We start from the raw sequence: 21,459 nt of genomic DNA, 5'->3' as shown, positions 1-21,459 counted from the left end.
AGAGGGCTTAGTTCAAGCTCAGCTGCGGCAACACCTCTTTCACCTGCGCCAGGTAATCCGTACGATCTTTACCCGTCAGGCCTTCGGTGCGCGGCAGTTTCGCCGTCAGCGGGTTCACGGCTTGCTGGTTGATCCACACTTCGTAGTGCAGGTGCGGGCCGGTAGAGCGACCGGTATTACCGGAGATCGCAATGCGGTCACCACGCTTCACCTTCTGTCCTGGTTTAACCAGCAGCTTACGCAGGTGCATATAGCGGGTCGTATACGTGCGACCATGACGTACCGCAACATAATATCCGGCTGCGCCGCTACGTTTGGCCACCACCACTTCGCCATCCCCAACCGCGAGTACCGGTGTGCCCTGCGGCATAGCAAAGTCAACGCCACGGTGCGGTGCGACGCGTCCGGTGACCGGGTTCAGACGACGCGGGTTAAAGTTGGAGGAGACGCGGAACTGTTTCGCCGTCGGGAAGCGCAGGAAGCCCTTTGCAAGGCCCGTACCGGTGCGGTCGTAGAACTTGCCGTCTTCGGCACGGATCGCGTAGTAATCTTTGCCCTCGGAGCGCAGACGCACGCCCAGCAGCTGGCTTTGCTCGCGCTTGCCGTCCAGCATTTCGCGGGACATCAGGACGGAAAACTCATCGCCTTTTTTCAGCTTGCGGAAATCCATCTGCCACTGCATGGCTTTGATCACCGAACTGATTTCAGCGCTGGTCAACCCTGCGTCGCGCGCGCTGGAGACAAAGCTTGCGCCCACGGTGCCTTTGAGAACGCTGTTGACCCAGTCGCCCTTCTGCATTTCGCTGGTCATTTTGAAACCGGTTGCCGTGCGATCGTAGGTGCGGGTTTCACGGCGGGACATTTCCCAGGTCAGACGCTGGAGATCGCCATCGGCCGTTAACGTCCAGGAGAGCTGTTGCCCAATTTTCAGGTTGCGAAGATCTTTATCTGCCGCCGCCAGCTGGCTGATATTGCCCATGTCGATGCCGTACTGGTTCAGCACGCTGCTCAGCGTGTCCCCGGTAGAAACTACATATTCGTGGATACCCGCTTCGTTCTCGGTTTTATCGTCCAGTTCATCCTGTGGAATGGCTTCATCTTCCTGAGCCGACTGGTCGATAGGCTCACTGGCTTCAGGCAGCAAAGAGCGGATTTCGCTCTTTTCAAGCTCGATGGTTTTGATGATAGGGGCAGAACTCGGGTGGTAAACATAGGGCCGCCAGACGGCGACCGCTAAGGTGAGTACTGTAAGCGACCCCAGCATGACGCGGTGGGGTCGAGGCAGATTGTTAAATGCCAGGGCGACAGAGCGGGCTATCTGTTGCACGTATTCACTTCCTCGTTAATCTCCTTTCAGGCAGCTCGCATACTGGTTCGCCAGTTGGCTGAGGAACTGCGAATAGCTCGCTTTGCTCAACTGGATATTCGTTCCTAGCGGGTCAAGGGTCCCCATGCGCACGGATGTCCCCCTGGCCACGGCTTCTACGACCGCTGGCCTGAACTGTGGCTCAGCAAAAACGCATGTCGCTTTTTGCTCAACCAGCTGTGTTCTGATTTCATGTAAACGCTGCGCACCAGGTTGAATTTCAGGGTTGACGGTAAAGTGCCCCAGCGGGGTCAAACCGTAGTGTTTTTCGTAATAGCCGTAGGCGTCATGAAAAACGAAATACCCTTTTCCTTTCAACGGTGCGAGCTCATTACCTACCTGCTTATCGGTTGCGGCTAATTGTGCCTCAAAATCTTTCAGGTTGGCGTCTAGTTTGGCTCGACTTTGCGGCATAAGTTCCACTAATTTGTCATGGATTGCAACCGCTGAAAGCCGCGCTATCTCTGGGGATAACCAAAGATGCATGTTGTACTCGCCGTGATGGTGATCTCCATCACCTTTTTCACCGTCGGCAGCATGATGGTCATGTTCATCGCCGTCGTCATCCGTCCCTTTCATGAGTAACGGTTTCACGCCTGGGAGGGCGGCAATCGCGACCTGTTTTTCGCCCGCCACCTGTTTTGCTGACTTCTGCATAAACGCTTCCATTTCCGGACCAATCCAGACAACTAAGTCCGCGTTTTGTAAGCGTTTTACGTCTGAAGGGCGCAGGGAGTAGTCATGCTCGGATGCACCATCCGGGAGCAGAACCTGAGTTTCTGTTACCCCGTCAGCAATGGCTGACGCGATAAACCCGAGTGGTTTAAGCGAAGCGACAACCGCAGCGTTAACATCTTGTGCGGTTGTGCCCCAAAGGGCAGCGGATAATGCTGCGAAAAGAAGCGTATTTTTATGTAACATAATGCGACTAATCATCGTAGTGAATGCGTGGAATGTGATATTATAACATTCGTTGACTTCTTCAAGCTTAAAATGACATGACGACATTGGTTTCTCTTGAAAATATTTCGGTCTCATTTGGCCAGCGCCGCGTCCTTTCTGACGTGTCGCTCGATCTGAAGCCCGGCAAAATTCTGACGCTGCTCGGCCCCAATGGCGCAGGCAAATCCACCCTGGTTCGCGTGGTGCTGGGTCTGGTCGCACCCGATGAAGGCGTGATCAAGCGTGAGGAAAAATTGCGCATCGGCTATGTGCCGCAAAAACTGCACCTCGACGCCACGCTGCCGCTGACGGTGAGCCGTTTCCTGCGCCTGCGTCCCGGCACGCGTAAAGCCGATATTCTCCCGGCGCTGAAGCGCGTGCAGGCAGGCCATCTTGTCGATGCGCCGCTGCAAAAACTGTCCGGCGGTGAAACGCAGCGCGTATTACTTGCCCGTGCGTTGCTCAGCAGCCCGCAGCTGCTGGTGCTGGATGAGCCGACGCAGGGGGTCGACGTCAACGGCCAGGTCGCGCTATACGATCTTATTGACCAGCTGCGTCAGGAACTGAACTGCGCGGTACTGATGGTATCCCACGACCTGCATCTGGTGATGGCAAAAACTGATGAAGTGCTGTGTCTCAACCACCATATCTGCTGCTCCGGCACGCCAGAAGTGGTCTCCATGCACCCGGAATTTATCTCCATGTTCGGCCCTCGCGGCGCTGAACAGCTCGGCATCTATCGCCATCATCATAATCACCGCCATGATTTGCAGGGACGAATCGTTCTGCGTCGGGGAAATGGACACTCATGATTGAACTGTTACTGCCCGGCTGGCTGGCCGGGATTATGCTTGCCTGCGCCGCGGGTCCACTCGGCTCGTTTGTGGTGTGGCGCAGAATGTCTTACTTCGGCGATACCCTGGCGCACGCGTCCCTGCTGGGCGTGGCTTTTGGCCTGCTGCTGAACGTCAACCCGTTCTATGCGGTGATTGTGGTCACGCTGCTGCTGGCGGCCGGTCTGGTCTGGCTGGAAAAACGCCCTCACCTCGCCATCGATACCCTGCTTGGCATCATGGCGCACAGCGCCCTGTCGCTGGGTCTGGTGGTGGTCAGCCTGATGTCCAATATCCGCGTGGATCTGATGGCCTACCTCTTCGGTGACCTGCTGGCCGTCACGCCTGACGATCTCATCGCTATCGCCATTGGCGTTGTGGTGGTGCTCGGGATTCTGCTCTGGCAGTGGCGTAACCTGCTGGCGATGACCGTCAGCCCCGATCTGGCGTTCGTCGATGGCGTGAAGCTGCAGCGCGTTAAGCTGCTGCTGATGCTGGTAACGGCGTTAACCATTGGCGTGGCGATGAAGTTTGTCGGCGCGCTGATTATTACGTCGCTGCTGATCATCCCTGCGGCTACGGCGCGTCGTTTTGCCCGTACGCCGGAGCAGATGGCCGGTGTCGCCGTAATTATCGGGATGATTGCGGTAACGGGTGGGCTAACCTTCTCGGCGTTCTATGACACGCCTGCGGGGCCGTCCGTGGTGCTGAGTGTGGCGGTGCTGTTTATCTTCAGTATGATGAAGAAGGCCGCGCAGTAGCGGGTATGTCCCCGGTGGCGCTTCGCTTACCGGGGCTATAAATTATCGCTGCTTACGGCATTGCCGGTGGCGTAATGCCGAAATGATTCCAAGCCCGCACCGTGGCCATACGCCCACGCGGGGTGCGCTGCAGGAAGCCCTGCTGGATCAGATACGGTTCAAGCACGTCCTCAATGGTTTCACGCTCTTCCCCGATTGCTGCCGCCAGGTTATCCAGCCCGACCGGCCCCCCAAAGAACTTGTCCAGCACCGCCAGCAGCAGCTTGCGGTCCATGTAGTCAAAACCTTCGGCATCAACGTTCAGCATATCCAGCGCCTGCGCGGCGATCTCAGCGGAGATCGAACCGTTGTGCTTCACCTCAGCAAAGTCACGCACGCGGCGCAGCAGGCGGTTGGCAATACGCGGCGTACCGCGGGAACGCTTCGCCACTTCAAACGCCCCCTCTTCGCTCATCTCCAGCCCCATATAGCGGGCGCTGCGGCCAACGATGTGCTGGAGGTCGGCCACCTGGTAAAACTCCAGACGCTGCACGATACCGAAGCGGTCGCGCAGTGGAGAGGTCAACGACCCGGCTCGCGTTGTTGCGCCAATCAGGGTAAACGGCGGCAGATCGATTTTGATGGAGCGTGCCGCCGGACCTTCACCAATCATGATATCCAGCTGATAATCTTCCATCGCCGGATAGAGCACCTCTTCCACCACCGGTGACAGGCGGTGGATCTCATCGATAAACAGCACGTCATGCGGTTCGAGGTTGGTCAGCATGGCCGCCAAATCGCCCGCCTTCTCCAGCACCGGGCCTGAGGTGGTGCGCAGGTTAACGCCCATTTCATTAGCGACGATATTCGCCAGCGTGGTTTTGCCTAAACCCGGCGGGCCAAAAATCAGCAGGTGATCGAGCGCATCGCCGCGCAGCTTTGCCGCCTGGATAAAAATCTCCATCTGGGAACGAACCTGCGGCTGGCCAATGTACTCATCAAGCAGTTTTGGGCGAATCGCGCGATCCACCACATCCTCTGCCTGAACAGTGCCTGCCGAAACCAGGCGGTCTGCTTCAATCATCCTTTACCTCACAATGCAGCGCGCAGCGCTTCACGAATCAGGGTTTCACTGCTGGCGTCCGGTTTGGCAATTTTACTTACCATGCGGCTGGCCTCCTGAGGTTTATAGCCCAGTGCCACCAGCGCGGCAACCGCTTCCTGCTCCGCGTCATCATCCGCCGCAGGCGCACCTGGCGAGGTCAGTACCAGATCGGCCGCCGGCGTGAAGAGATCGCCATGCAGGCCTTTGAAGCGGTCTTTCATCTCGACAATCAGGCGCTCTGCCGTTTTCTTACCGATGCCAGGAAGCTTAATCAGCGCCGCAGGATCTTCACGCTCAACGGCATTCACAAACTGTGGCGCTGACATGCCGGATAAGATCGCCAGCGCCAGCTTCGGCCCGACGCCGTTGGTTTTAATCAGCTCGCGGAACAGGGTGCGTTCCTGTTTGTTGTTGAAGCCGTACAGCAGCTGAGCATCTTCACGCACCACAAACTGGGTAAAGACAATCGCCTCTTTGCCCGCGTCCGGCAGCTCGTAGAAGCAGGTCATCGGCATATGGACTTCATAGCCCACGCCACCCACTTCCAGCAGCACTAACGGGGGTTGTTTTTCAATGATGATGCCTCTGAGTCTGCCTATCACGTGACGCTCCTGCGTTCTGGAAGAAATTAACTGCCGACATAATAAAAAAAGGCTGGATAAACATCCAGCCTGATTTGTCATTATCGTAACCTGCCTCGCGCCAGATTGAGCCGCGACTCGCTCATTTGCATCGCGTTCTGGCTGACGTGACAGTGGGTAATCGCAATCGCCAGCGCATCGGCGGCGTCGGCCTGTGGGTTCGCAGGGAGCTTGAGCAGGGTCCGCACCATGTGCTGCACCTGACTTTTCTCCGCGCTACCGATGCCCACCACCGTTTGCTTAACCTGCCTTGCCGCGTATTCGAATACCGGCAAATCCTGGTTCACCGCAGCGACAATGGCCACCCCGCGCGCCTGACCGAGCTTTAGCGCCGAATCGGCGTTTTTCGCCATAAAGACCTGCTCGATGGCGAAATAGTCCGGCTGAAACTGGGTGATGATCTCCGACACGCCCGCATAGATGAGCTTCAGGCGCGACGGCAGATCGTCCACTTTGGTGCGAATACAGCCACTGCCCAGGTAGGTTAACTGGCGTCCCACCTGACGGATAACGCCATAACCGGTGACGCGTGAGCCTGGGTCAATCCCGAGAATAATCGACATCACGCGTCTCCTGTAACGGGTTTACACGCTGTCATCAGAGAGTCGCTGCAACCTCATCAGAGATTTCACCGTTGTGATACACTTCCTGCACGTCGTCGCAGTCTTCGAGCATGTCGATCAGACGCAGCAGTTTTGGTGCCGTTTCTGCATCCATGTCCGCTTTGGTGGACGGGATCATGGAGACTTCAGCGTTGTCCGCTTTCAGGCCCGCCGCTTCCAGCGCATCGCGCACGGCACCCATCTCTTCCCACGCGGTGTAAACGTCGATAGCGCCGTCGTCAAAGGTCACCACGTCTTCCGCACCGGCTTCCAGCGCCGCTTCCATGATCGCGTCTTCGTCGCCTTTCTCGAAGGAGATGACGCCTTTTTTGCTGAACAGGTAAGCAACAGAACCGTCAGTGCCCAGGTTGCCACCGGTTTTGGTGAACGCGTGGCGCACTTCCGCAACGGTACGGTTACGGTTGTCGGACAGGCACTCAACCATTACCGCCGTACCGCCAGGACCGTAACCTTCATAAATGATGGTTTCCATGTTCGCGTCTTCATCACCGCCCACGCCACGTGCGATAGCACGGTTCAGGGTGTCACGCGTCATGTTGTTAGACAGCGCTTTATCTACCGCCGCGCGCAGACGCGGGTTAGACGCCGGGTCGCCGCCGCCCAGACGCGCTGCAGTCACCAGCTCGCGAATGATTTTGGTAAAGATCTTACCGCGCTTGGCATCCTGTGCCGCTTTGCGGTGTTTGGTGTTGGCCCACTTACTATGACCTGCCATAAAAATATCCTCAAAGAGCGCGCCTTTTCAGGCAGCGTTAATTACAAATTCTTCAATCGCCTGCCGGTTGCTCCACGACTTGGTCAGTGCGGCGGCATCCGCCGCATTCACCCAGCGGTAGGTCAGGTGTTCCGTGAACACGATCTCCCGTTCATGGGGAAGCGCGAGACAGAACCACGATTCCGTATTGCGCTCGGTACCCGGCGCGTAGCGATGACGTAAATGGCTAAAAATTTCGAACTCCACCGTGCGCTGACAGTCCTTCAGGGTCAGTTGCTCGCGGGCAACGTCAATGGCGACCTCTTCCTTTACTTCACGCGCGGCGGCCTGCGGCGCGGTTTCCCCCTCTTCCAGACTGCCGGTAACCGACTGCCAGAATTCAGGGTCATCGCGCCGCTGCAACATCAGCACCCGCTTCGTGTCTTCTGCATAAATGACCACCAGGACCGAAACGGGGAGCTTATATGTCATATCAGTTTTTCTCTTCCTTCTTCACCACCTCAATGCCCAGCTCAGCCAGTGCGGCCGGGTTGGCAAAGCTTGGCGCTTCGGTCATCAGACACGCTGCAGCAGTGGTTTTCGGGAAAGCGATAACATCACGGATGTTATCGGTGCCGGTCAGCAGCATGGTCAGACGGTCAAGACCGAAGGCCAGACCCGCGTGCGGAGGCGTACCGTATTTCAACGCGTCCAGCAGGAAGCCGAATTTCTCGCGCTGCTCCTGCTCGTTGATGCCCAGGATGCCGAACACGGTCTGCTGCATTTCACCGCTGTGAATACGCACGGAACCACCGCCCACTTCGTAGCCGTTGATGACCATATCGTAGGCGTTGGCGACGGCCTCTTCCGGTGCCGCTTTCAGCTCGGCAGCCGTCATGTCTTTCGGCGAGGTGAACGGGTGGTGCATCGCGGTCAGGCCGCCTTCACCGTCGTCTTCAAACATTGGGAAGTCGATAACCCACAGCGGCGCCCATTTGCTCTCGTCGGTCAGATTCAGGTCTTTACCGAGCTTCAGACGCAGCGCGCCCATCGCATCCGCAACGACTTTCTTGTTATCTGCACCGAAGAAGATCATGTCGCCGTCCTGCGCGCCGGTGCGCTCCAGGATCGCTTCCACGATGTCCGCGTTCAGGAATTTCGCAACCGGGCTGGTGATACCTTCCAGACCTTTCGCACGCTCGGTCACTTTAATATAGGCCAGACCTTTCGCGCCGTAGATCTTGATGAAGTTGCCGTAGTCGTCGATCTGCTTACGGCTCAGAGCCGCTCCGCCCGGCACACGCAGCGCGGCCACGCGGCCTTTGGCGTCGTTAGCCGGACCCGCGAAGACCGCGAACTCCACGTTTTTAACCAGATCAGCTACGTCCACCAGCTCCATCGGGTTACGCAGGTCTGGTTTGTCAGAGCCATAGCGACGCTCGGCTTCCGCGAAGGTCATGATTGGGAAATCGCCCAGCTCAACGCCTTTCACGTCATTCCACAGGCTACGCACCAGGGCTTCCATCACTTCACGCACCTGCTCGGCGGTCATGAAGGAGGTTTCCACATCGATCTGGGTAAATTCAGGCTGGCGGTCAGCACGCAGGTCTTCGTCGCGGAAGCATTTCACGATCTGATAGTAGCGATCGAAGCCGGACATCATCAGCAGCTGTTTGAACAGCTGTGGAGACTGTGGCAGCGCGTAGAATTTGCCTTTATGGACGCGGGATGGCACCAGGTAATCGCGCGCGCCTTCCGGCGTGGCTTTGGTCAGCATCGGGGTTTCGATATCGAGGAAACCGTGGTCATCCATAAAGCGACGCACCAGGCTGGTGATTTTCGCACGGGTTTTCAGGCGCTGAGCCATCTCCGGACGACGCAGATCCAGATAGCGGTATTTCAGACGCGCTTCTTCAGTGTTGACGTGGTTGGAGTCCAGCGGCAGCGCTTCAGCACGGTTGATGATCGTCAGATCGGACGCCAGCACTTCAATGGCACCCGTCGCCATGTCGGCGTTAACGTTTTTCTCGTCACGCGCACGCACGGTGCCGGTGACCTGAATGCAGAACTCATTACGCAGCTCAGAGGCCAGCTTCAACGCATCTGCGCGATCCGGATCGAAGAACACCTGAACGATACCTTCGCGGTCGCGCATATCGATGAAGATAAGGCTACCAAGATCACGACGACGATTGACCCAACCACACAGGGTGACCTGCTGTCCGACGTGGGACTGACGCAGCTGCCCGCAATATTCTGTACGCATGAGATATCCCTTAATTAGCCGCAGGCTAAATGTCGCCTGGTATGCAGGCTACTATGTCGCAGCTTTCTGTATGTCACAACTGGATGAAAAAAGGCGGCTATTATACTGGAAATTCCGCCGGACGATAAGAGCGAACCACGGCCAGGCGGTCGTTTGCTGCACTCTTATTGCGCATTCTCACAAAAATTAACAAAATTATGCGACCAATAACAGGCCATCGCGTCGTATGGTGTGTGGAAGTGATTCATTTAACGGGAGTAACGATGTTAACCCTTGATGCCAGCAAAACCGCGCTTGTGGTGATTGATTTACAGGAAGGCATTTTGCCCTTCGCCGGTGGCCCGCATACCGCGGACGATGTGGTCAGCCGCGCCGCCCGTCTGGCGGAAAAATGCCGCACCAGCGGTGCCCCGGTTGTCATGGTGCGCGTCGGCTGGTCTTCGGATTACGCCGAAGCGTTAAAACAGCCCGTTGATGCGCAGACTCCCGCCCGCGCCCTGCCGGAAAACTGGTGGACGTACCCGGTCTCGCTCGGCAAACGCGACGGCGACATCGAAGTGACCAAACGTCAGTGGGGCGCCTTCTACGGAACCGATCTCGAACTGCAGCTCCGCCGTCGCGGCATTGACACGATCATCCTGTGCGGCATTTCCACCAACATCGGCGTGGAGTCGACTGCCCGCAACGCGTGGGAGCTGGGCTTTAATCTGGTGATTGCCGAAGATGCGTGTAGCGCGGCCTCGGCGGAACAGCACCAGGGCAGCATGACGCACATCTTCCCGCGCATCGGTCGCGTGCGCAGCACGGAAGAGATCCTTAGCGCGTTATGATGTATGTGGGCCTGCCCCAGTGGTCGCACCCGAAATGGGTGCGTCTGGGCATCACCAGCCTTGAGGAGTATGCCCGACACTTCAACTGCGTCGAGGGTAATACCACCCTGTATGCGCTCCCTAAAGCCGAGATTGTTGCGCGCTGGCGGGAGCAAACAACCGACGACTTTCGCTTCTGCTTCAAGTTTCCGGCTACGATTTCCCATCAGGCCGCGCTGCGAAACTGCGGTGAGTTGACCGACGAATTCTTTGGCCGGATGGCGCCTCTGGCAAACCGCATCGGCCAGTACTGGCTGCAGCTTCCGGCCACGTTTGCTCCGCGCGACCTGCCTGCGCTCTGGCAGTTCCTGGATGCCCTGCCCCGGGAATTTACCTACGGCGTGGAGGTTCGACACCAGGACTTCTTTGCGAAAGGGGAAGCGGAAAAAGCGCTCAACCGCGGCCTGCTTGAGCGTTCCGTTAACCGTGTGATCCTCGATAGCCGTCCGGTGCACAGCGCGATACCGCATAACGAGGCCATCGTTGAAGCTCAGCGTAAAAAACCGAAAGTGCCGGTCCACGCCATCGTGACCGCGAAGAACCCAATGGTCAGGTTTATCGGCAGCGATAACATGCTGCAAAACCAGGCGATGTTCGCCGTCTGGCTGGAAAAACTGGCCTCGTGGGAACACACCACCACGCCGTATCTCTTTTTGCACACGCCGGATATTGCCCAGGCCCCCGAACTGGTCGATGCTCTGTGGCAGGCCTTGCAGGCTGCGGTGCCGTCCGTGGGCAGCGCCCCTTCCATCCCACAACAATCTTCTCTTTTCTGATATCACCCCCTATCATAGGGAAGTGCCATCTGCCAAAAACAGGGAGTTTGTATGGTCAGCGCGCTGTACGCGGTGTTAGGTGCATTACTGCTGATTAAGTTTTCATTTGACGTTGTGCGCCTCAGAACGCTCTACCGCGTTTCTTACGGTGACGGCGGCTTTTCCGAGCTGCAAAGCGCTATCCGCATTCACGGCAATGCGGTCGAATACATCCCCGCGGCCCTCATCCTGCTGCTGTTTATGGAGATGAATGGCGCAGAAACCTGGATGGTGCACATCTGTGGCCTGCTGCTTATCGCTGGCCGCCTGATGCATTATTACGGCTTTCACCACCGCTTAATCCGCTGGCGTCGTTCCGGCATGAGTGCAACCTGGTGTTCGCTTTTGCTGATGGTGCTGGCTAACCTGTGGTATATGCCGTGGGAGTTGGTTTTCTCCCTCCATTAGCGCACAATACGCCACTTTATTTTTCCCGGATTTTTACGTTATGTCAGATCGCGACACGCTTTTTTCCGCGCCTATCGCCAGCCTGGGCGACTGGACCTTCGATGAACGGGTAGCCGAAGTCTTCCCGGATATGATCCAGCGCTCTGTTCCCGGTTATTCCAATATTATCTCTATGATCGGCATGCTGGCTGAGCGCTTCGTTCAACCCGGCACGCAGGTCTATGACCTGGGCTGCTCGCTCGGCGCGGCAACGCTGTCGGTACGTCGTAACGTTCATCACGAAGGCTGCCGAATCATTGCCGTGGATAACTCTCCGGCCATGGTGGAACGCTGCCGCCGCCATATTGACGCCTACAAGGCCCCTGTTCCGGTTGACGTGGTGGAAGGCGATATCCGTGAGATTGAGATCCAAAACGCCTCGATGGTGGTGCTGAATTTCACCCTGCAGTTCCTGGTGCCGGAAGACCGCCAGCTGCTGCTGGACAAAATCTATCAGGGGCTGAATCCTGGCGGCGCGCTGGTGCTCTCGGAGAAATTCAGCTTTGAAGATGCCGAGGTTGGCGAGCTGCTGTTCAATATGCACCACGATTTCAAACGGGCGAACGGCTACAGCGAGCTGGAGATCAGCCAGAAGCGCAGCATGCTCGAAAACGTGATGCTGACGGACTCCGTAGAAACCCACAAGACGCGCCTGCGTCAGGCCGGATTTGAGCATAGCGAACTGTGGTTCCAGTGCTTCAATTTTGGGTCTCTGGTGGCGCTGAAAGCGGGGAAACCCGCATGATCGCGTTCAGCAACTTCTATCAGCTGATTGCCAAAAATCACCTCTCCCACTGGCTGGAGACGCTGCCTGCGCAGATTGCCGCCTGGCAGCGGGATCAGCAGCACGGCCTGTTAAAGCAGTGGGCAAATGCGGTGGAGTTTCTGCCGGAACTGACCCCGCATCGTCTGGATCTCCTGCACAGCGTCACCGCAGAGAGTGAAGAACCGCTTCCGCCAGGGCAGATCAACCGTATCGAAACGCTGATGCGCAACCTGATGCCGTGGCGTAAAGGGCCGTTCTCGCTGTACGGCGTGAACATCAATACCGAATGGCGCTCAGACTGGAAATGGGATCGCGTTCTGCCGCACCTTTCCGACCTGACCGGGCGCACCATTCTGGACGTGGGCTGCGGTAGCGGCTATCACATGTGGCGCATGATTGGCGCGGGCGCGCATCTGGTGGTTGGTATCGACCCGATGCAGCTGTTCCTGTGTCAGTTTGAAGCGGTACGTAAGCTGCTGGGTAACGACCAGCGCGCGCACCTGCTGCCGCTGGGTATTGAGCAGCTGCCCGCACTGAAAGCCTTTGATACCGTGTTCTCCATGGGCGTGCTGTATCACCGCCGTTCCCCCCTGGAGCACCTTTGGCAACTGAAAGATCAGCTGGTCAGCGGCGGCGAGCTGGTGCTGGAAACGCTGGTGATCGAAGGCGATGAACATGCCGTTCTGGTACCGGGCGATCGCTACGCGCAGATGCGCAACGTTTACTTCATCCCTTCCGCGCTGGCGCTGAAGAACTGGCTGGAGAAATGCGGATTTGTGGATGTGCGGATTGCCGATGTCAGCGTGACCTCTATCGAAGAGCAGCGCCGGACCGAGTGGATGATCACCGAATCGCTGGAGCAGTTCCTCGACCCGGCCGACCACAGCAAAACCATCGAAGGCTATCCGGCCCCGATGCGAGCGGTGTTGATTGCGACGAAGCCGTAGCCTGTTAGCCGGGTGGCGGCTGCGCCTTACCCGGCCTACTCCCGATTTTCCAGGTCCGGTAAGCGAAGCGCTACCGGTCGCAGGAGAAAAAAAGGCCCCTGTGTAATTTGCAGGGGCCTGGTACAAGCAAGCATCATATTGGGCGACATGATGCGCGGTAAAAATCGGTACGTTGCTACACGTGATGGCGCTCAATCAGCGACTTCATTTCCGCAACCGACTCTCCCTCGACACCGTAGCGTGAATACTCATCCGCTTCAGCATCCGTCGACATTGACAATCCTGTATTGCGATAACGCATGGGTGACGGCATCCATTTGCCTGCCGAGCTGTGCAGCTCTTCTACCCCGGCGTTTAAAAACCGTTCCAGATTGCTGGCACGAACTCCCGCACCCGCCATTATTATTGGAACACCGGAATGTGCTTTTAGTTCCGTAATTAATTGCAGTCCTTTTTCAGCGGACGGCTGTTGACCCGATGTCAGAATGCGCGCCACGCCAAGTTCTCCAAGCGTTTCAAAGGCCTGAAGCGGATCTTTACACATATCAAATGCGCGATGAAAAGTGACGGCGAGCCCCTGCGCGGCGCTCATGACCTGACGCATGCGCGTGAGGTCGATATTGCCGTCTTCATCCAGCAGGCCGGTGACCAGCCCGGGGAACCCCAGGTCGTGCACGAGGGCGATATCATCAAGCATGGCACCGAACTCGCCCGCCGTGTAACAAAAATCACCGCCGCGTGGACGAATAATCGGGTGAACGGGAATCGTGACGGCCTGACGGGCAGCCTTCAGCACGCCGTAAGAAGGCGTCAGCCCGCCCTCTTTGGGTGCCGCACACAGTTCAATGCGGTCAGCCCCGTAATTTTGCGCGGTGACGGCACACTCCACGCTGTAACAGCAAATCTCCAGCAGCGCCATGTAATCCTCCTTAAATTCCACCAAACGCACCATCATGACATGCCGTCTGTTTTCAGTCCCGGCGGGAACTCACATCTCTTGCGCCTCACTGGCAACGATCTGCTCAATGGTCCAGGGATGAAACTTCACCGTGACCTGCCCGTCCGTGACGGCCAGCGTCGGGTTGGGTAACTGCTCGCGTTCGCCTTTGGGCGAACTGGTCTTCACAAAAATCCCCGGCTGGCTTAAGCCTTCGTCAGCTAACAGGGCCAGCGCGCGCGCGTTTAATGTCTCCGGCTCACCCGGCAGGACAATTTCAATGTGCTCCCACCCTTCGTGCGGATAGCGCTTCTCGCCCGGCCACGGCAGTTCAACCACGGTGAATTGCCAGTGGGCCACGCTCACCGGCTCACGCAGCCTGAACAGGCAGATGGGGCGACCGTTAATGATATTCTCGGACAGTAACTCGCCGCACTGTTCAAATCCGCGACGCCAGCGCTCTGCGGTGGCATTCTGATGGCAGCGCAAAGAGATGTGATCGGCCTCAAGCGGCGCGATATCCAGGCCGAGACGGGTGGCAAGTTCTGTGAACGCCTGGGTGAAGCGCGGTAAATCTGCGGAAATATCATGCAGTTCGTCGATGGATTGCCAGTTCGCCATAAGTCACTCTCTTTTCGTGTCGCAAAGCCGCTAATTTACTCTGTTGCTCTGTTTTGACCAACCGCAGAATCCGGCTTTTTACGACTGCATGTTTATGCACACCTTCTTAGCCTGGATTCTGAGCAATCTTCAGGCCCCGCGATGCTGACGGCAGAAGGCATTTGCAGTATACTCCCGCCCTAAATTCTCTAACTGGCGCGGGTGGTTGTGAGCCCGCATCAAAAAAGTAAGGTATCCAGGTGAATATTCAGGCTCTTCTCTCCGAAAAAGTCAGTCAGGCACTGATTGCCGCAGGCGCGCCTGCGGATTGCGAACCGCAGGTTCGTCAGTCAGCAAAAGTACAGTTTGGCGACTATCAGGCTAATGGCGTGATGGCAGTGGCTAAAAAACTGGGTATGCCGCCGCGACAGCTCGCTGAGCAGGTACTGACGCATCTGGATCTCGCCGGCATTGCCAGCAAAACCGAAATCGCCGGCCCGGGCTTTATCAACATCTTCCTTGAGCCTGCCTTCCTGGCAAGCCACGTTGACGCGGCGCTGAAATCCGATCGTCTGGGTGTTTCCCAACCGGAAGCGCAGACCGTCGTGATCGACTACTCTGCCCCGAACGTGGCGAAAGAGATGCACGTTGGCCACCTGCGCTCCACCATCATCGGTGATGCCGCGGTGCGTACGCTCGAGTTCCTCGGTCACAAGGTGATCCGCGCGAACCACGTGGGCGACTGGGGTACCCAGTTCGGGATGCTGATTGCTTACCTGGAAAAACAGCAGCAGGAAAATGCGGGCGAAATGGCGCTGGCGGACCTGGAAGGGTTTTATCGCGAAGCCAAAAAGCACTATGACGAAGATGAAGCCTTTGCCGAGCGCGCGCGCAGCTACGTGGTAAAACTGCAGGGCGGCGATCAATACTTCCTCGAGATGTGGCGCAAGCTGGTTGACATCACCATGTCGCAGAACCAGCTTACCTATAACCGTCTGAACGTCACCCTGACCCGTGACGACGTGATGGGTGAAAGCCTGTATAACCCAATGCTGCCCGGCATTGTGGCGGACCTGAAAGCGAAAAACCTGGCGGTTGAGAGCGAAGGCGCAACGGTGGTGTTCCTTGATGAGTACAAAAACAAGGAAGGCGAACCGATGGGCGTGATCATCCAGAAAAAAGATGGCGGCTACCTCTACACCACGACCGATATCGCCTGTGCGAAATACCGTTATGAAACGCTGCACGCCGACCGCGTGCTGTACTACATCGACTCCCGTCAGCACCAGCACCTGATGCAGGCGTGGACGATCGTGCGTAAAGCCGGTTACGTACCGGACAGCGTTCCGCTGGAACACCACATGTTCGGCATGATGCTGGGTAAAGACGGCAAGCCGTTCAAAACCCGCGCGGGCGGGACCGTGAAGCTCTCCGACCTGCTGGACGAAGCGCTGGAACGCGCCCGTCGTCTGGTGGCTGAGAAGAATCCGGACATGCCGGCCGACGAGCTGGAAAAACTGGCGAACGCCGTGGGTATCGGTGCGGTGAAATACGCGGATCTCTCCAAGAACCGTACCACCGACTACATCTTCGACTGGGATAACATGCTGGCGTTTGAAGGCAACACGGCGCCGTACATGCAGTACGCTTACACCCGCGTGCTGTCGGTCTTCCGCAAAGCCAATATCGACGAAAGCGTGCTGGCGAATGCCACCGTGACCATCACGGAAGATCGTGAAGCGCAGCTGGCGGCGCGTCTGCTGCAGTTCGAAGAGACGCTGACCGTGGTCGCGCGTGACGGCACGCCGCACGTAATGTGTGCTTACCTGTACGATCTGGCGGGTCTGTTCTCCGGCTTCTACGAGCACTGCCCTATTCTCTCTGCGGAGAATGAATCGGTCCGCAACAGCCGCCTGAAGCTGGCGCAGCTGACGGCGAAGACCCTGAAGCTGGGTCTGGATACTCTGGGTATCGAAACCGTAGAACGTATGTAATACCAAAAACCCGGCAATCGCCGGGTTTTGTTTTTTTACAGTCCTGACAATTCAACCGTCAGCGATAGTTCACGATGACAGAATTACTCTGCACCTTCAGCGCCGGGATTAAACGTCCCCCGCCCGGCACTTCCCAGATGAAACGCAAAGGTTCAATAGCCGGCACGCCGTTGAACGCCTGCGTTGTTCCATTTTCGCCGTCGATTTCGGTACAGCGCGTCTGAGAGCAGAGGCGCACCCGCAGGCCCGCTGGCGTTGGGCCAATCAGCCGGTAGTTCCAGACCACAAGACCCATCAGACCGGAAACCTCTTCAGCAGGCGCCAGCGGGTTAGATGACATGGCAACACCGCGGTTGCTGAGGGTCACCCCTATGCTGCTCGCCTGCCAGGTGCCTCCCCCGGCAGCCTGCGCCGCCAGCGGGAAGAACAGCAGCCAAAGCCATTTACGCATTATTTTCCTCCAATCGTCGCGGTCATGCGGATATGACGGTTATCCGACAGCTCGAGATTCGACAGCACGACCAGCTGGCTCAGGCTGCGGCGCAGGAAGCGGGACAGCAGCGGACGCAGCGCGTGGTTCACCAGCAGCACCGGCGGCGCGCCGAGCATCTCCTGACGCGCCAGCGCCTCCTGGGTTTGCGCCAGCAGGCGATCCGCCAGGCCCGGCTCCAGGCCGCCGCCGCCCTGCAGAGCCTGCAGCAGCAGACGCTCAAGCGGCGTATCGAGGCCAATAACCTGCACCTCTCCGGTTCCCGGGAACCACTGCTGGGTGATTGCGCGTCCCAGCGCCACGCGCACCACCGCCGTCAGCTCGTGCGGATCGCTCTGGATTGGCGCGTGCTCTGCCAGCGTTTCCAGAATGGTGCGCATATCGCGGATCGGCACCTTCTCGTCGAGCAGGTTTTGCAGCACCTTATGCAGCGTGGTTAAGGTCAGCACGCCCGGAACCAGATCTTCCGTCAGCTTCGGCATCTCCTGAGTGACGCGGTCCAGAAGCTGCTGCGCTTCCTGACGGCCAAACAGCTCCGCCGAGAATTGCCCAATCAGGTGGTTAAGGTGGGTTGCCACCACGGTACTGGCTTCAACAACCGTGTAACCCTGGATCTGCGCCTGCTCTTTCAGCGCGCTTTCAATCCAGATCGCGGCCAGACCAAAGGCCGGATCGATGGTTTGCTCGCCCGGCAGCGTGCCTGCGGCGGTGCCGGGGTTAATCGCCAGCCAGCGGCCCGGATAGGCATCACCGCTGCCAATTTCAACGCCTTTCATCAGGATGCGATAGCGCGCGGGCGGCAGGTCCATATTGTCGCGGATGTGAACCACCGGCGGCAGGAAGCCCATGTCCTGGGCGAATTTTTTACGGATACTGCGGATACGGCCGAGCAGCTCGCCGTCCTGCTGGAAATCGACCATCGGGATCAGGCGATACCCGACTTCCATTCCCAGAGAATCCTCCAGCTGAACGTCGTTCCAGGTCGCTTCGACGGCCTGATTATTCTCCGGCATTTTGACCGGAACAGGTTCCGCTGCCGGTTTGGTTTCACGGCCACGCATCCACCAGGCAAGGCCCAGCAGCGCCGCCGTAAACAGCAGGAAGACGAGGTTTGGCATACCCGGCACCAGGCCGAGCAACCCGAGCACCGCCGCGGCCAGCAGCATCACGCGCGGGTTACTGAACAGCTGTCCCACCATCTGCTCGCCAACGTCCTGATCGGTGCTCACGCGGGTCACGATGACACCCGCCGCAGTGGAGATCACCAGCGCCGGGATCTGCGCGACCAGACCGTCACCGATGGTCAGCAGCGTGTAGCTTTCCGCCGCGTGGCCCATGTCCATCCCGTGCTGCAATACGCCCACCAGCAGGCCGCCGACCACGTTAATCACCATGATCAGAATGCCCGCGATGGCGTCACCGCGCACAAACTTACTCGCACCGTCCATGGAGCCGTAGAAGTCCGCTTCCTGCGTCACTTCCGCACGGCGCTTTTTGGCTTCATCTTCGGCGATTAGCCCGGCGTTCAGGTCGGCGTCGATCGCCATCTGCTTGCCCGGCATCCCGTCCAGCACAAAGCGCGCGCCCACTTCCGCAATACGCCCTGCACCCTTGGTGATGACCATAAAGTTGATGATCACGAGGATGACGAACACCACGATACCGATAGCGAAATTACCGCCCACCAGGAAGTGGCCGAACGCTTCCACCACTTTACCTGCCGCTGCCGCCCCGGTGTGGCCTTCCATCAGGATGATACGCGTGGACGCCACGTTCAGCGCCAGTCGCAGCAGGGTGGTAAACAGCAGAATGGTCGGGAACGCGGCGAACTCCAGGGTACGCTGGGTGAACATCGCCACCAGCAGCACCATAATGGACAGCGCGATATTGAAAGTGAAAAGCAGGTCGAGGATGAACGCCGGGAGCGGCAGTACCATCATCGACAGAATTAGCAGGATCAGAATCGGCCCGGCCAGGATCTGCCATTGGGTCGATTTCAGGTTGCCGGGCAGACGCAACATTGCCACCAGATTAGCCATCAGTGTCCTTCTCGTTCATAAAATCCAGCGCGGCAGGCACCGGAAGGTTCTCAGGTTTCACAGGCCGTTGACCGCCGGCCAGACGCCAGCGCTTCAACTGCCATACCCAGGCCAGCACTTCCGCCACGGCGGCGTAGAGTTGTCCCGGGATCTGTTGTCCAATATCCGCATGGCGGTACAGGGCACGCGCCAGCGGAGGGGCTTCGAGGATCGGCACGCGGTGTTCGGTGCCAATTTCACGGATACGCAGCGCGATCAGCCCCGCCCCTTTCGCCACCACTTTCGGCGCGCTCATTTTGTTTTCGTCATAGCGCAGCGCAACGGAATAGTGTGTCGGGTTGGTAACGATGACGTCGGCCTTTGGCACATCGTCCATCATGCGGCGACGGGCGGCGGCACGCTGCATCTGGCGGATGCGCCCCTTCACGTGCGGGTCACCTTCCATCTGCTTATATTCGTCACGGATATCCTGACGCGACATCCGCAGCTTCTTGAAGTGGGTATAGAGCTGGAAGATCACGTCAAAACCCACCATCGGGATAATGCTGAGCACCACCAGCAGCGCGCAGAGCCCGACCAGATTCAGCGCGTTGCTCATCGCGGTGAGCGGCGACTCGCTGATAAGACGCATCATTTCCGGCCAGTGGTACCAGAGGTAAAACCCCGCGGAGCTGCCCATCAGCACCGATTTGAGAATGGCTTTGAGCAGCTCGGCCCCGGTCTGGGCAGAGAACATTTTCGCAATACCCGGCAGCGGGTTGAGTTTGGAAAATTTCGGCTGCAGCGATTTGGCGCTGAAGACCAGACCGCCGAGCATCACCGGCGAGACCAGCGCGACCAGCACAACCCCGGTAATGAGGGGCAGCAGCGCAACCATGGCCCCTTTAATCAGCTGAATAATCTGGCTGAGGATCAGATTCGGATCGTTGACCATACTGTGGTCAAAACGTAAGCCGGTTGAGAGCATGCCCGCCAGCTTGCGGGCGAGCGACTCCCCGCCCCACCAGATAATGCACACCCCTACGATAAGGATCAGCAGGGAGGTCAATTCTCGGGATCGGGGGATCTGCCCTTCCTCACGCGCCTTTTCTAGTCGGTGGGGTGTGGGGGCTTCCGTTTTGTCGTCGTTCTCTTCTGCCACTGTGCACGCTCAGCCCATTACGTCACGGGTATCATGCCAGCGCAGCGGAAATCCAATGGCGGGAAAAGCCCGTTTATTCGGGCTCTTTTCGGTGATTTTGTCGCAAACCGCCCCAGGCGGCGTTAACCCCCTGAAGCGGAATGGACCATCAGAAGCCGAGGCTGTCCAGCAGGTCGTCCACCTGATCCTGGCTTGCCACCACGCCCGCCTTGCTGGCGTCGAGCTGTGGACCATTGAGCAGGCTTTCGTTCTCGCGTTTTGGACGGGCTGCCGGTTCCGGGATGTTCTCCAGCAGCACCATCAGCAGCTGGCGCTCAATCTCCTGGATCACATCCATCATGCGCTTGATCACCTGACCGGTCAGGTCCTGGAAATCCTGCGCCATCATGATGTCCAGCAGTTGGGCATTGGTGAAGCTGGTGTGACCCGGCACATCCCCCAGGAACTGACGGGTGTCGGTCACCAGTTCGCGGGCATCCGCCAGCTCGATTGGGTTCTCAAACCACTCGTCCCAGCGTTTGGTCAGCGCTTTCGCACCCTTTTCCATCGCATCCTGGTGCGGTTGTGACGCTTCAACGCTGTTCAGCGCACGTTCCGCGGCCTGAGCGGTCATCTGCACGACGTAGTCCAGGCGATCGCGTGCATCAGGAATCGCTTCCGCCGCTTCGGCAATTGCCTGATCCAGACCCAGCTCACGCAGGCTGTCACGCAACATGCGCGTCAGGCTGCCGATGCGGACGATAATGTCGCTCGGCGAGTGTTCTTCAACGGGTTTCATAGCAGGTTGCATCATAACCAACACCTCACATGCCGAGTTTCTCGAAGATCTTACCGAGCTTCTCTTCCAGGGTCGCCGCCGTGAATGGCTTCACCACGTAGCCGCTTGCGCCCGCCTGTGCAGCGGCAATGATGTTCTCTTTTTTCGCTTCTGCCGTGACCATCAGAACCGGCATGGACGCCATTCCCGCATCAGCACGAATGGTTTTCAGCAGTTCCAGACCGTCCATGTTTGGCATGTTCCAGTCGGAGATTACAAAACCAAACCCGCCCGCCTGCAGTTTGTTCAGCGCATCCACGCCGTCTTCTGCTTCTTCAACGTTATTGAAGCCCAGCTCTTTCAGCAGGTTGCGCACAATGCGACGCATGGTGGAAAAGTCATCCACAACCAAAAACTTAAGCTCTTTATCCGCCATAAAATAATACT

At 57.9% G+C, this 21,459-nt stretch carries 23 protein-coding genes; 8 read left to right on the top strand and 15 right to left on the bottom strand.

Annotated elements, in window-relative coordinates; all coding sequences use genetic code 11:
* Positions 1–7: 7 nt before the first annotated feature.
* Positions 8–1,327 (bottom strand): murein DD-endopeptidase MepM, encoded by a 1,320-nt coding sequence (gene mepM, locus ACVCAM_RS09275; protein WP_407223476.1) that lies wholly within the window; start codon positions 1,325–1,327, stop codon positions 8–10.
* Between the two features lie 15 nt (positions 1,328–1,342).
* On the bottom strand, positions 1,343–2,287 hold the full coding sequence (gene znuA, locus ACVCAM_RS09270) for a zinc ABC transporter substrate-binding protein ZnuA (protein WP_025910050.1): 945 nt from the start codon (positions 2,285–2,287) through the stop codon (positions 1,343–1,345).
* A gap of 77 nt (positions 2,288–2,364) precedes the next feature.
* Between znuA and znuC the strand changes: the two genes are divergently transcribed.
* On the top strand, positions 2,365–3,120 hold the full coding sequence (gene znuC, locus ACVCAM_RS09265) for a zinc ABC transporter ATP-binding protein ZnuC (RefSeq protein ID WP_008500451.1): 756 nt from the start codon (positions 2,365–2,367) through the stop codon (positions 3,118–3,120).
* Positions 3,117–3,902 carry a zinc ABC transporter permease subunit ZnuB gene (gene znuB, locus ACVCAM_RS09260; protein ID WP_407223478.1) on the top strand — a complete coding sequence of 262 codons (786 nt, stop codon included), beginning with the start codon at positions 3,117–3,119 and terminating at the stop codon, positions 3,900–3,902. The genes znuC and znuB overlap by 4 nt, the downstream gene beginning before the upstream one ends.
* Before the next feature lie 52 nt (positions 3,903–3,954).
* Here znuB and ruvB read toward each other — a convergent pair whose 3' ends face one another.
* The 6 genes from ruvB to aspS all read right to left on the bottom strand — a co-directional run bounded on the left by ruvB (position 3,955) and on the right by aspS (position 9,210).
* Positions 3,955–4,965, bottom strand: coding sequence for a Holliday junction branch migration DNA helicase RuvB (ruvB, locus tag ACVCAM_RS09255; RefSeq protein WP_008500449.1), 1,011 nt, complete (start codon positions 4,963–4,965; stop codon positions 3,955–3,957).
* An 8-nt stretch (positions 4,966–4,973) separates the two neighbouring features.
* The gene (gene ruvA, locus ACVCAM_RS09250) at positions 4,974–5,588 is read right to left on the bottom strand and encodes a Holliday junction branch migration protein RuvA (protein ID WP_008500448.1); all 615 of its coding nucleotides are present in this window, start codon (positions 5,586–5,588) and stop codon (positions 4,974–4,976) included.
* Between the two features lie 80 nt (positions 5,589–5,668).
* Positions 5,669–6,190 (bottom strand): crossover junction endodeoxyribonuclease RuvC, encoded by a 522-nt coding sequence (gene ruvC, locus ACVCAM_RS09245; protein ID WP_003859749.1) that lies wholly within the window; start codon positions 6,188–6,190, stop codon positions 5,669–5,671.
* A gap of 34 nt (positions 6,191–6,224) precedes the next feature.
* Positions 6,225–6,965, bottom strand: a complete 741-nt coding sequence (locus ACVCAM_RS09240) for a YebC/PmpR family DNA-binding transcriptional regulator (RefSeq protein WP_008500447.1) — start codon at positions 6,963–6,965, stop codon at positions 6,225–6,227.
* Between the two features lie 27 nt (positions 6,966–6,992).
* Positions 6,993–7,436: a dihydroneopterin triphosphate diphosphatase gene (gene nudB / locus ACVCAM_RS09235; RefSeq protein WP_008500446.1), complete on the bottom strand. Its 444-nt coding sequence runs from the start codon at positions 7,434–7,436 to the stop codon at positions 6,993–6,995.
* A 1-nt stretch (position 7,437) separates the two neighbouring features.
* On the bottom strand, positions 7,438–9,210 hold the full coding sequence (aspS, locus tag ACVCAM_RS09230; RefSeq protein ID WP_008500445.1) for an aspartate--tRNA ligase: 1,773 nt from the start codon (positions 9,208–9,210) through the stop codon (positions 7,438–7,440).
* Between the two features lie 263 nt (positions 9,211–9,473).
* On the opposite strand from aspS, the gene ACVCAM_RS09225 reads away from it, so the two are divergent.
* From ACVCAM_RS09225 to cmoB, 5 genes are read left to right on the top strand one after another with little or no spacing between them, the layout of a single operon-like run.
* Positions 9,474–10,040 (top strand): hydrolase, encoded by a 567-nt coding sequence (locus ACVCAM_RS09225; RefSeq protein ID WP_407223479.1) that lies wholly within the window; start codon positions 9,474–9,476, stop codon positions 10,038–10,040.
* Positions 10,037–10,855, top strand: coding sequence for a DUF72 domain-containing protein (locus ACVCAM_RS09220; protein ID WP_008500443.1), 819 nt, complete (start codon positions 10,037–10,039; stop codon positions 10,853–10,855). Before ACVCAM_RS09225 ends, ACVCAM_RS09220 begins: the two co-directional genes overlap by 4 nt.
* A gap of 51 nt (positions 10,856–10,906) precedes the next feature.
* On the top strand, positions 10,907–11,302 hold the full coding sequence (locus ACVCAM_RS09215; RefSeq protein ID WP_021240443.1) for an MAPEG family protein: 396 nt from the start codon (positions 10,907–10,909) through the stop codon (positions 11,300–11,302).
* Positions 11,303–11,342: 40 nt separating this feature from the next.
* Positions 11,343–12,086 (top strand): carboxy-S-adenosyl-L-methionine synthase CmoA, encoded by a 744-nt coding sequence (gene cmoA, locus ACVCAM_RS09210; protein ID WP_008500441.1) that lies wholly within the window; start codon positions 11,343–11,345, stop codon positions 12,084–12,086.
* Complete coding sequence (gene cmoB, locus ACVCAM_RS09205) at positions 12,083–13,054, top strand: tRNA 5-methoxyuridine(34)/uridine 5-oxyacetic acid(34) synthase CmoB (protein WP_021240445.1); 972 nt, start codon at positions 12,083–12,085, stop codon at positions 13,052–13,054. Before cmoA ends, cmoB begins: the two co-directional genes overlap by 4 nt.
* A 175-nt stretch (positions 13,055–13,229) precedes the next feature.
* Here the strand turns inward: cmoB and cutC are convergent, their stop codons facing one another.
* Positions 13,230–13,973 carry a copper homeostasis protein CutC gene (gene cutC / locus ACVCAM_RS09200; RefSeq protein ID WP_262817853.1) on the bottom strand — a complete coding sequence of 248 codons (744 nt, stop codon included), beginning with the start codon at positions 13,971–13,973 and terminating at the stop codon, positions 13,230–13,232.
* 69 nt (positions 13,974–14,042) lie between these two features.
* Entirely contained in the window at positions 14,043–14,612 is a 570-nt protein-coding gene (locus tag ACVCAM_RS09195; RefSeq protein ID WP_407223480.1) for a VOC family protein, read from the bottom strand.
* A gap of 239 nt (positions 14,613–14,851) precedes the next feature.
* Here ACVCAM_RS09195 and argS point away from each other — a divergent pair, with 239 nt between their 5' ends.
* Positions 14,852–16,585 carry an arginine--tRNA ligase gene (gene argS, locus ACVCAM_RS09190; protein WP_008500436.1) on the top strand — a complete coding sequence of 578 codons (1,734 nt, stop codon included), beginning with the start codon at positions 14,852–14,854 and terminating at the stop codon, positions 16,583–16,585.
* Between the two features lie 58 nt (positions 16,586–16,643).
* On the opposite strand, the gene flhE is transcribed toward argS, so the two are convergent.
* The 5 genes from flhE to cheY all read right to left on the bottom strand — a co-directional run bounded on the left by flhE (position 16,644) and on the right by cheY (position 21,448).
* Positions 16,644–17,036, bottom strand: coding sequence for a flagellar protein FlhE (gene flhE, locus ACVCAM_RS09185; protein ID WP_008500435.1), 393 nt, complete (start codon positions 17,034–17,036; stop codon positions 16,644–16,646).
* Positions 17,036–19,114: a flagellar biosynthesis protein FlhA gene (flhA, locus tag ACVCAM_RS09180; protein WP_008500434.1), complete on the bottom strand. Its 2,079-nt coding sequence runs from the start codon at positions 19,112–19,114 to the stop codon at positions 17,036–17,038. The genes flhE and flhA overlap by 1 nt, the downstream gene beginning before the upstream one ends.
* Positions 19,107–20,255 (bottom strand): flagellar biosynthesis protein FlhB, encoded by a 1,149-nt coding sequence (gene flhB, locus ACVCAM_RS09175; protein ID WP_021240449.1) that lies wholly within the window; start codon positions 20,253–20,255, stop codon positions 19,107–19,109. Before flhB ends, flhA begins: the two co-directional genes overlap by 8 nt.
* 148 nt (positions 20,256–20,403) lie before the next feature.
* Positions 20,404–21,048 carry a protein phosphatase CheZ gene (cheZ, locus tag ACVCAM_RS09170; RefSeq protein WP_008500432.1) on the bottom strand — a complete coding sequence of 215 codons (645 nt, stop codon included), beginning with the start codon at positions 21,046–21,048 and terminating at the stop codon, positions 20,404–20,406.
* Between the two features lie 10 nt (positions 21,049–21,058).
* A complete protein-coding gene (cheY, locus tag ACVCAM_RS09165; RefSeq protein WP_008500431.1) occupies positions 21,059–21,448 on the bottom strand; it encodes a chemotaxis response regulator CheY in 390 nt (129 codons plus the stop codon).
* Between the last annotated feature and the right edge of the window lie 11 nt (positions 21,449–21,459).

The sequence above is a fragment of the Enterobacter sp. CFEC122 genome (assembly GCF_052983755.1).
The sequence above is the reverse complement of the archived record's forward strand: the minus strand, read 5'-3'. Positions and strand labels throughout refer to the sequence as shown.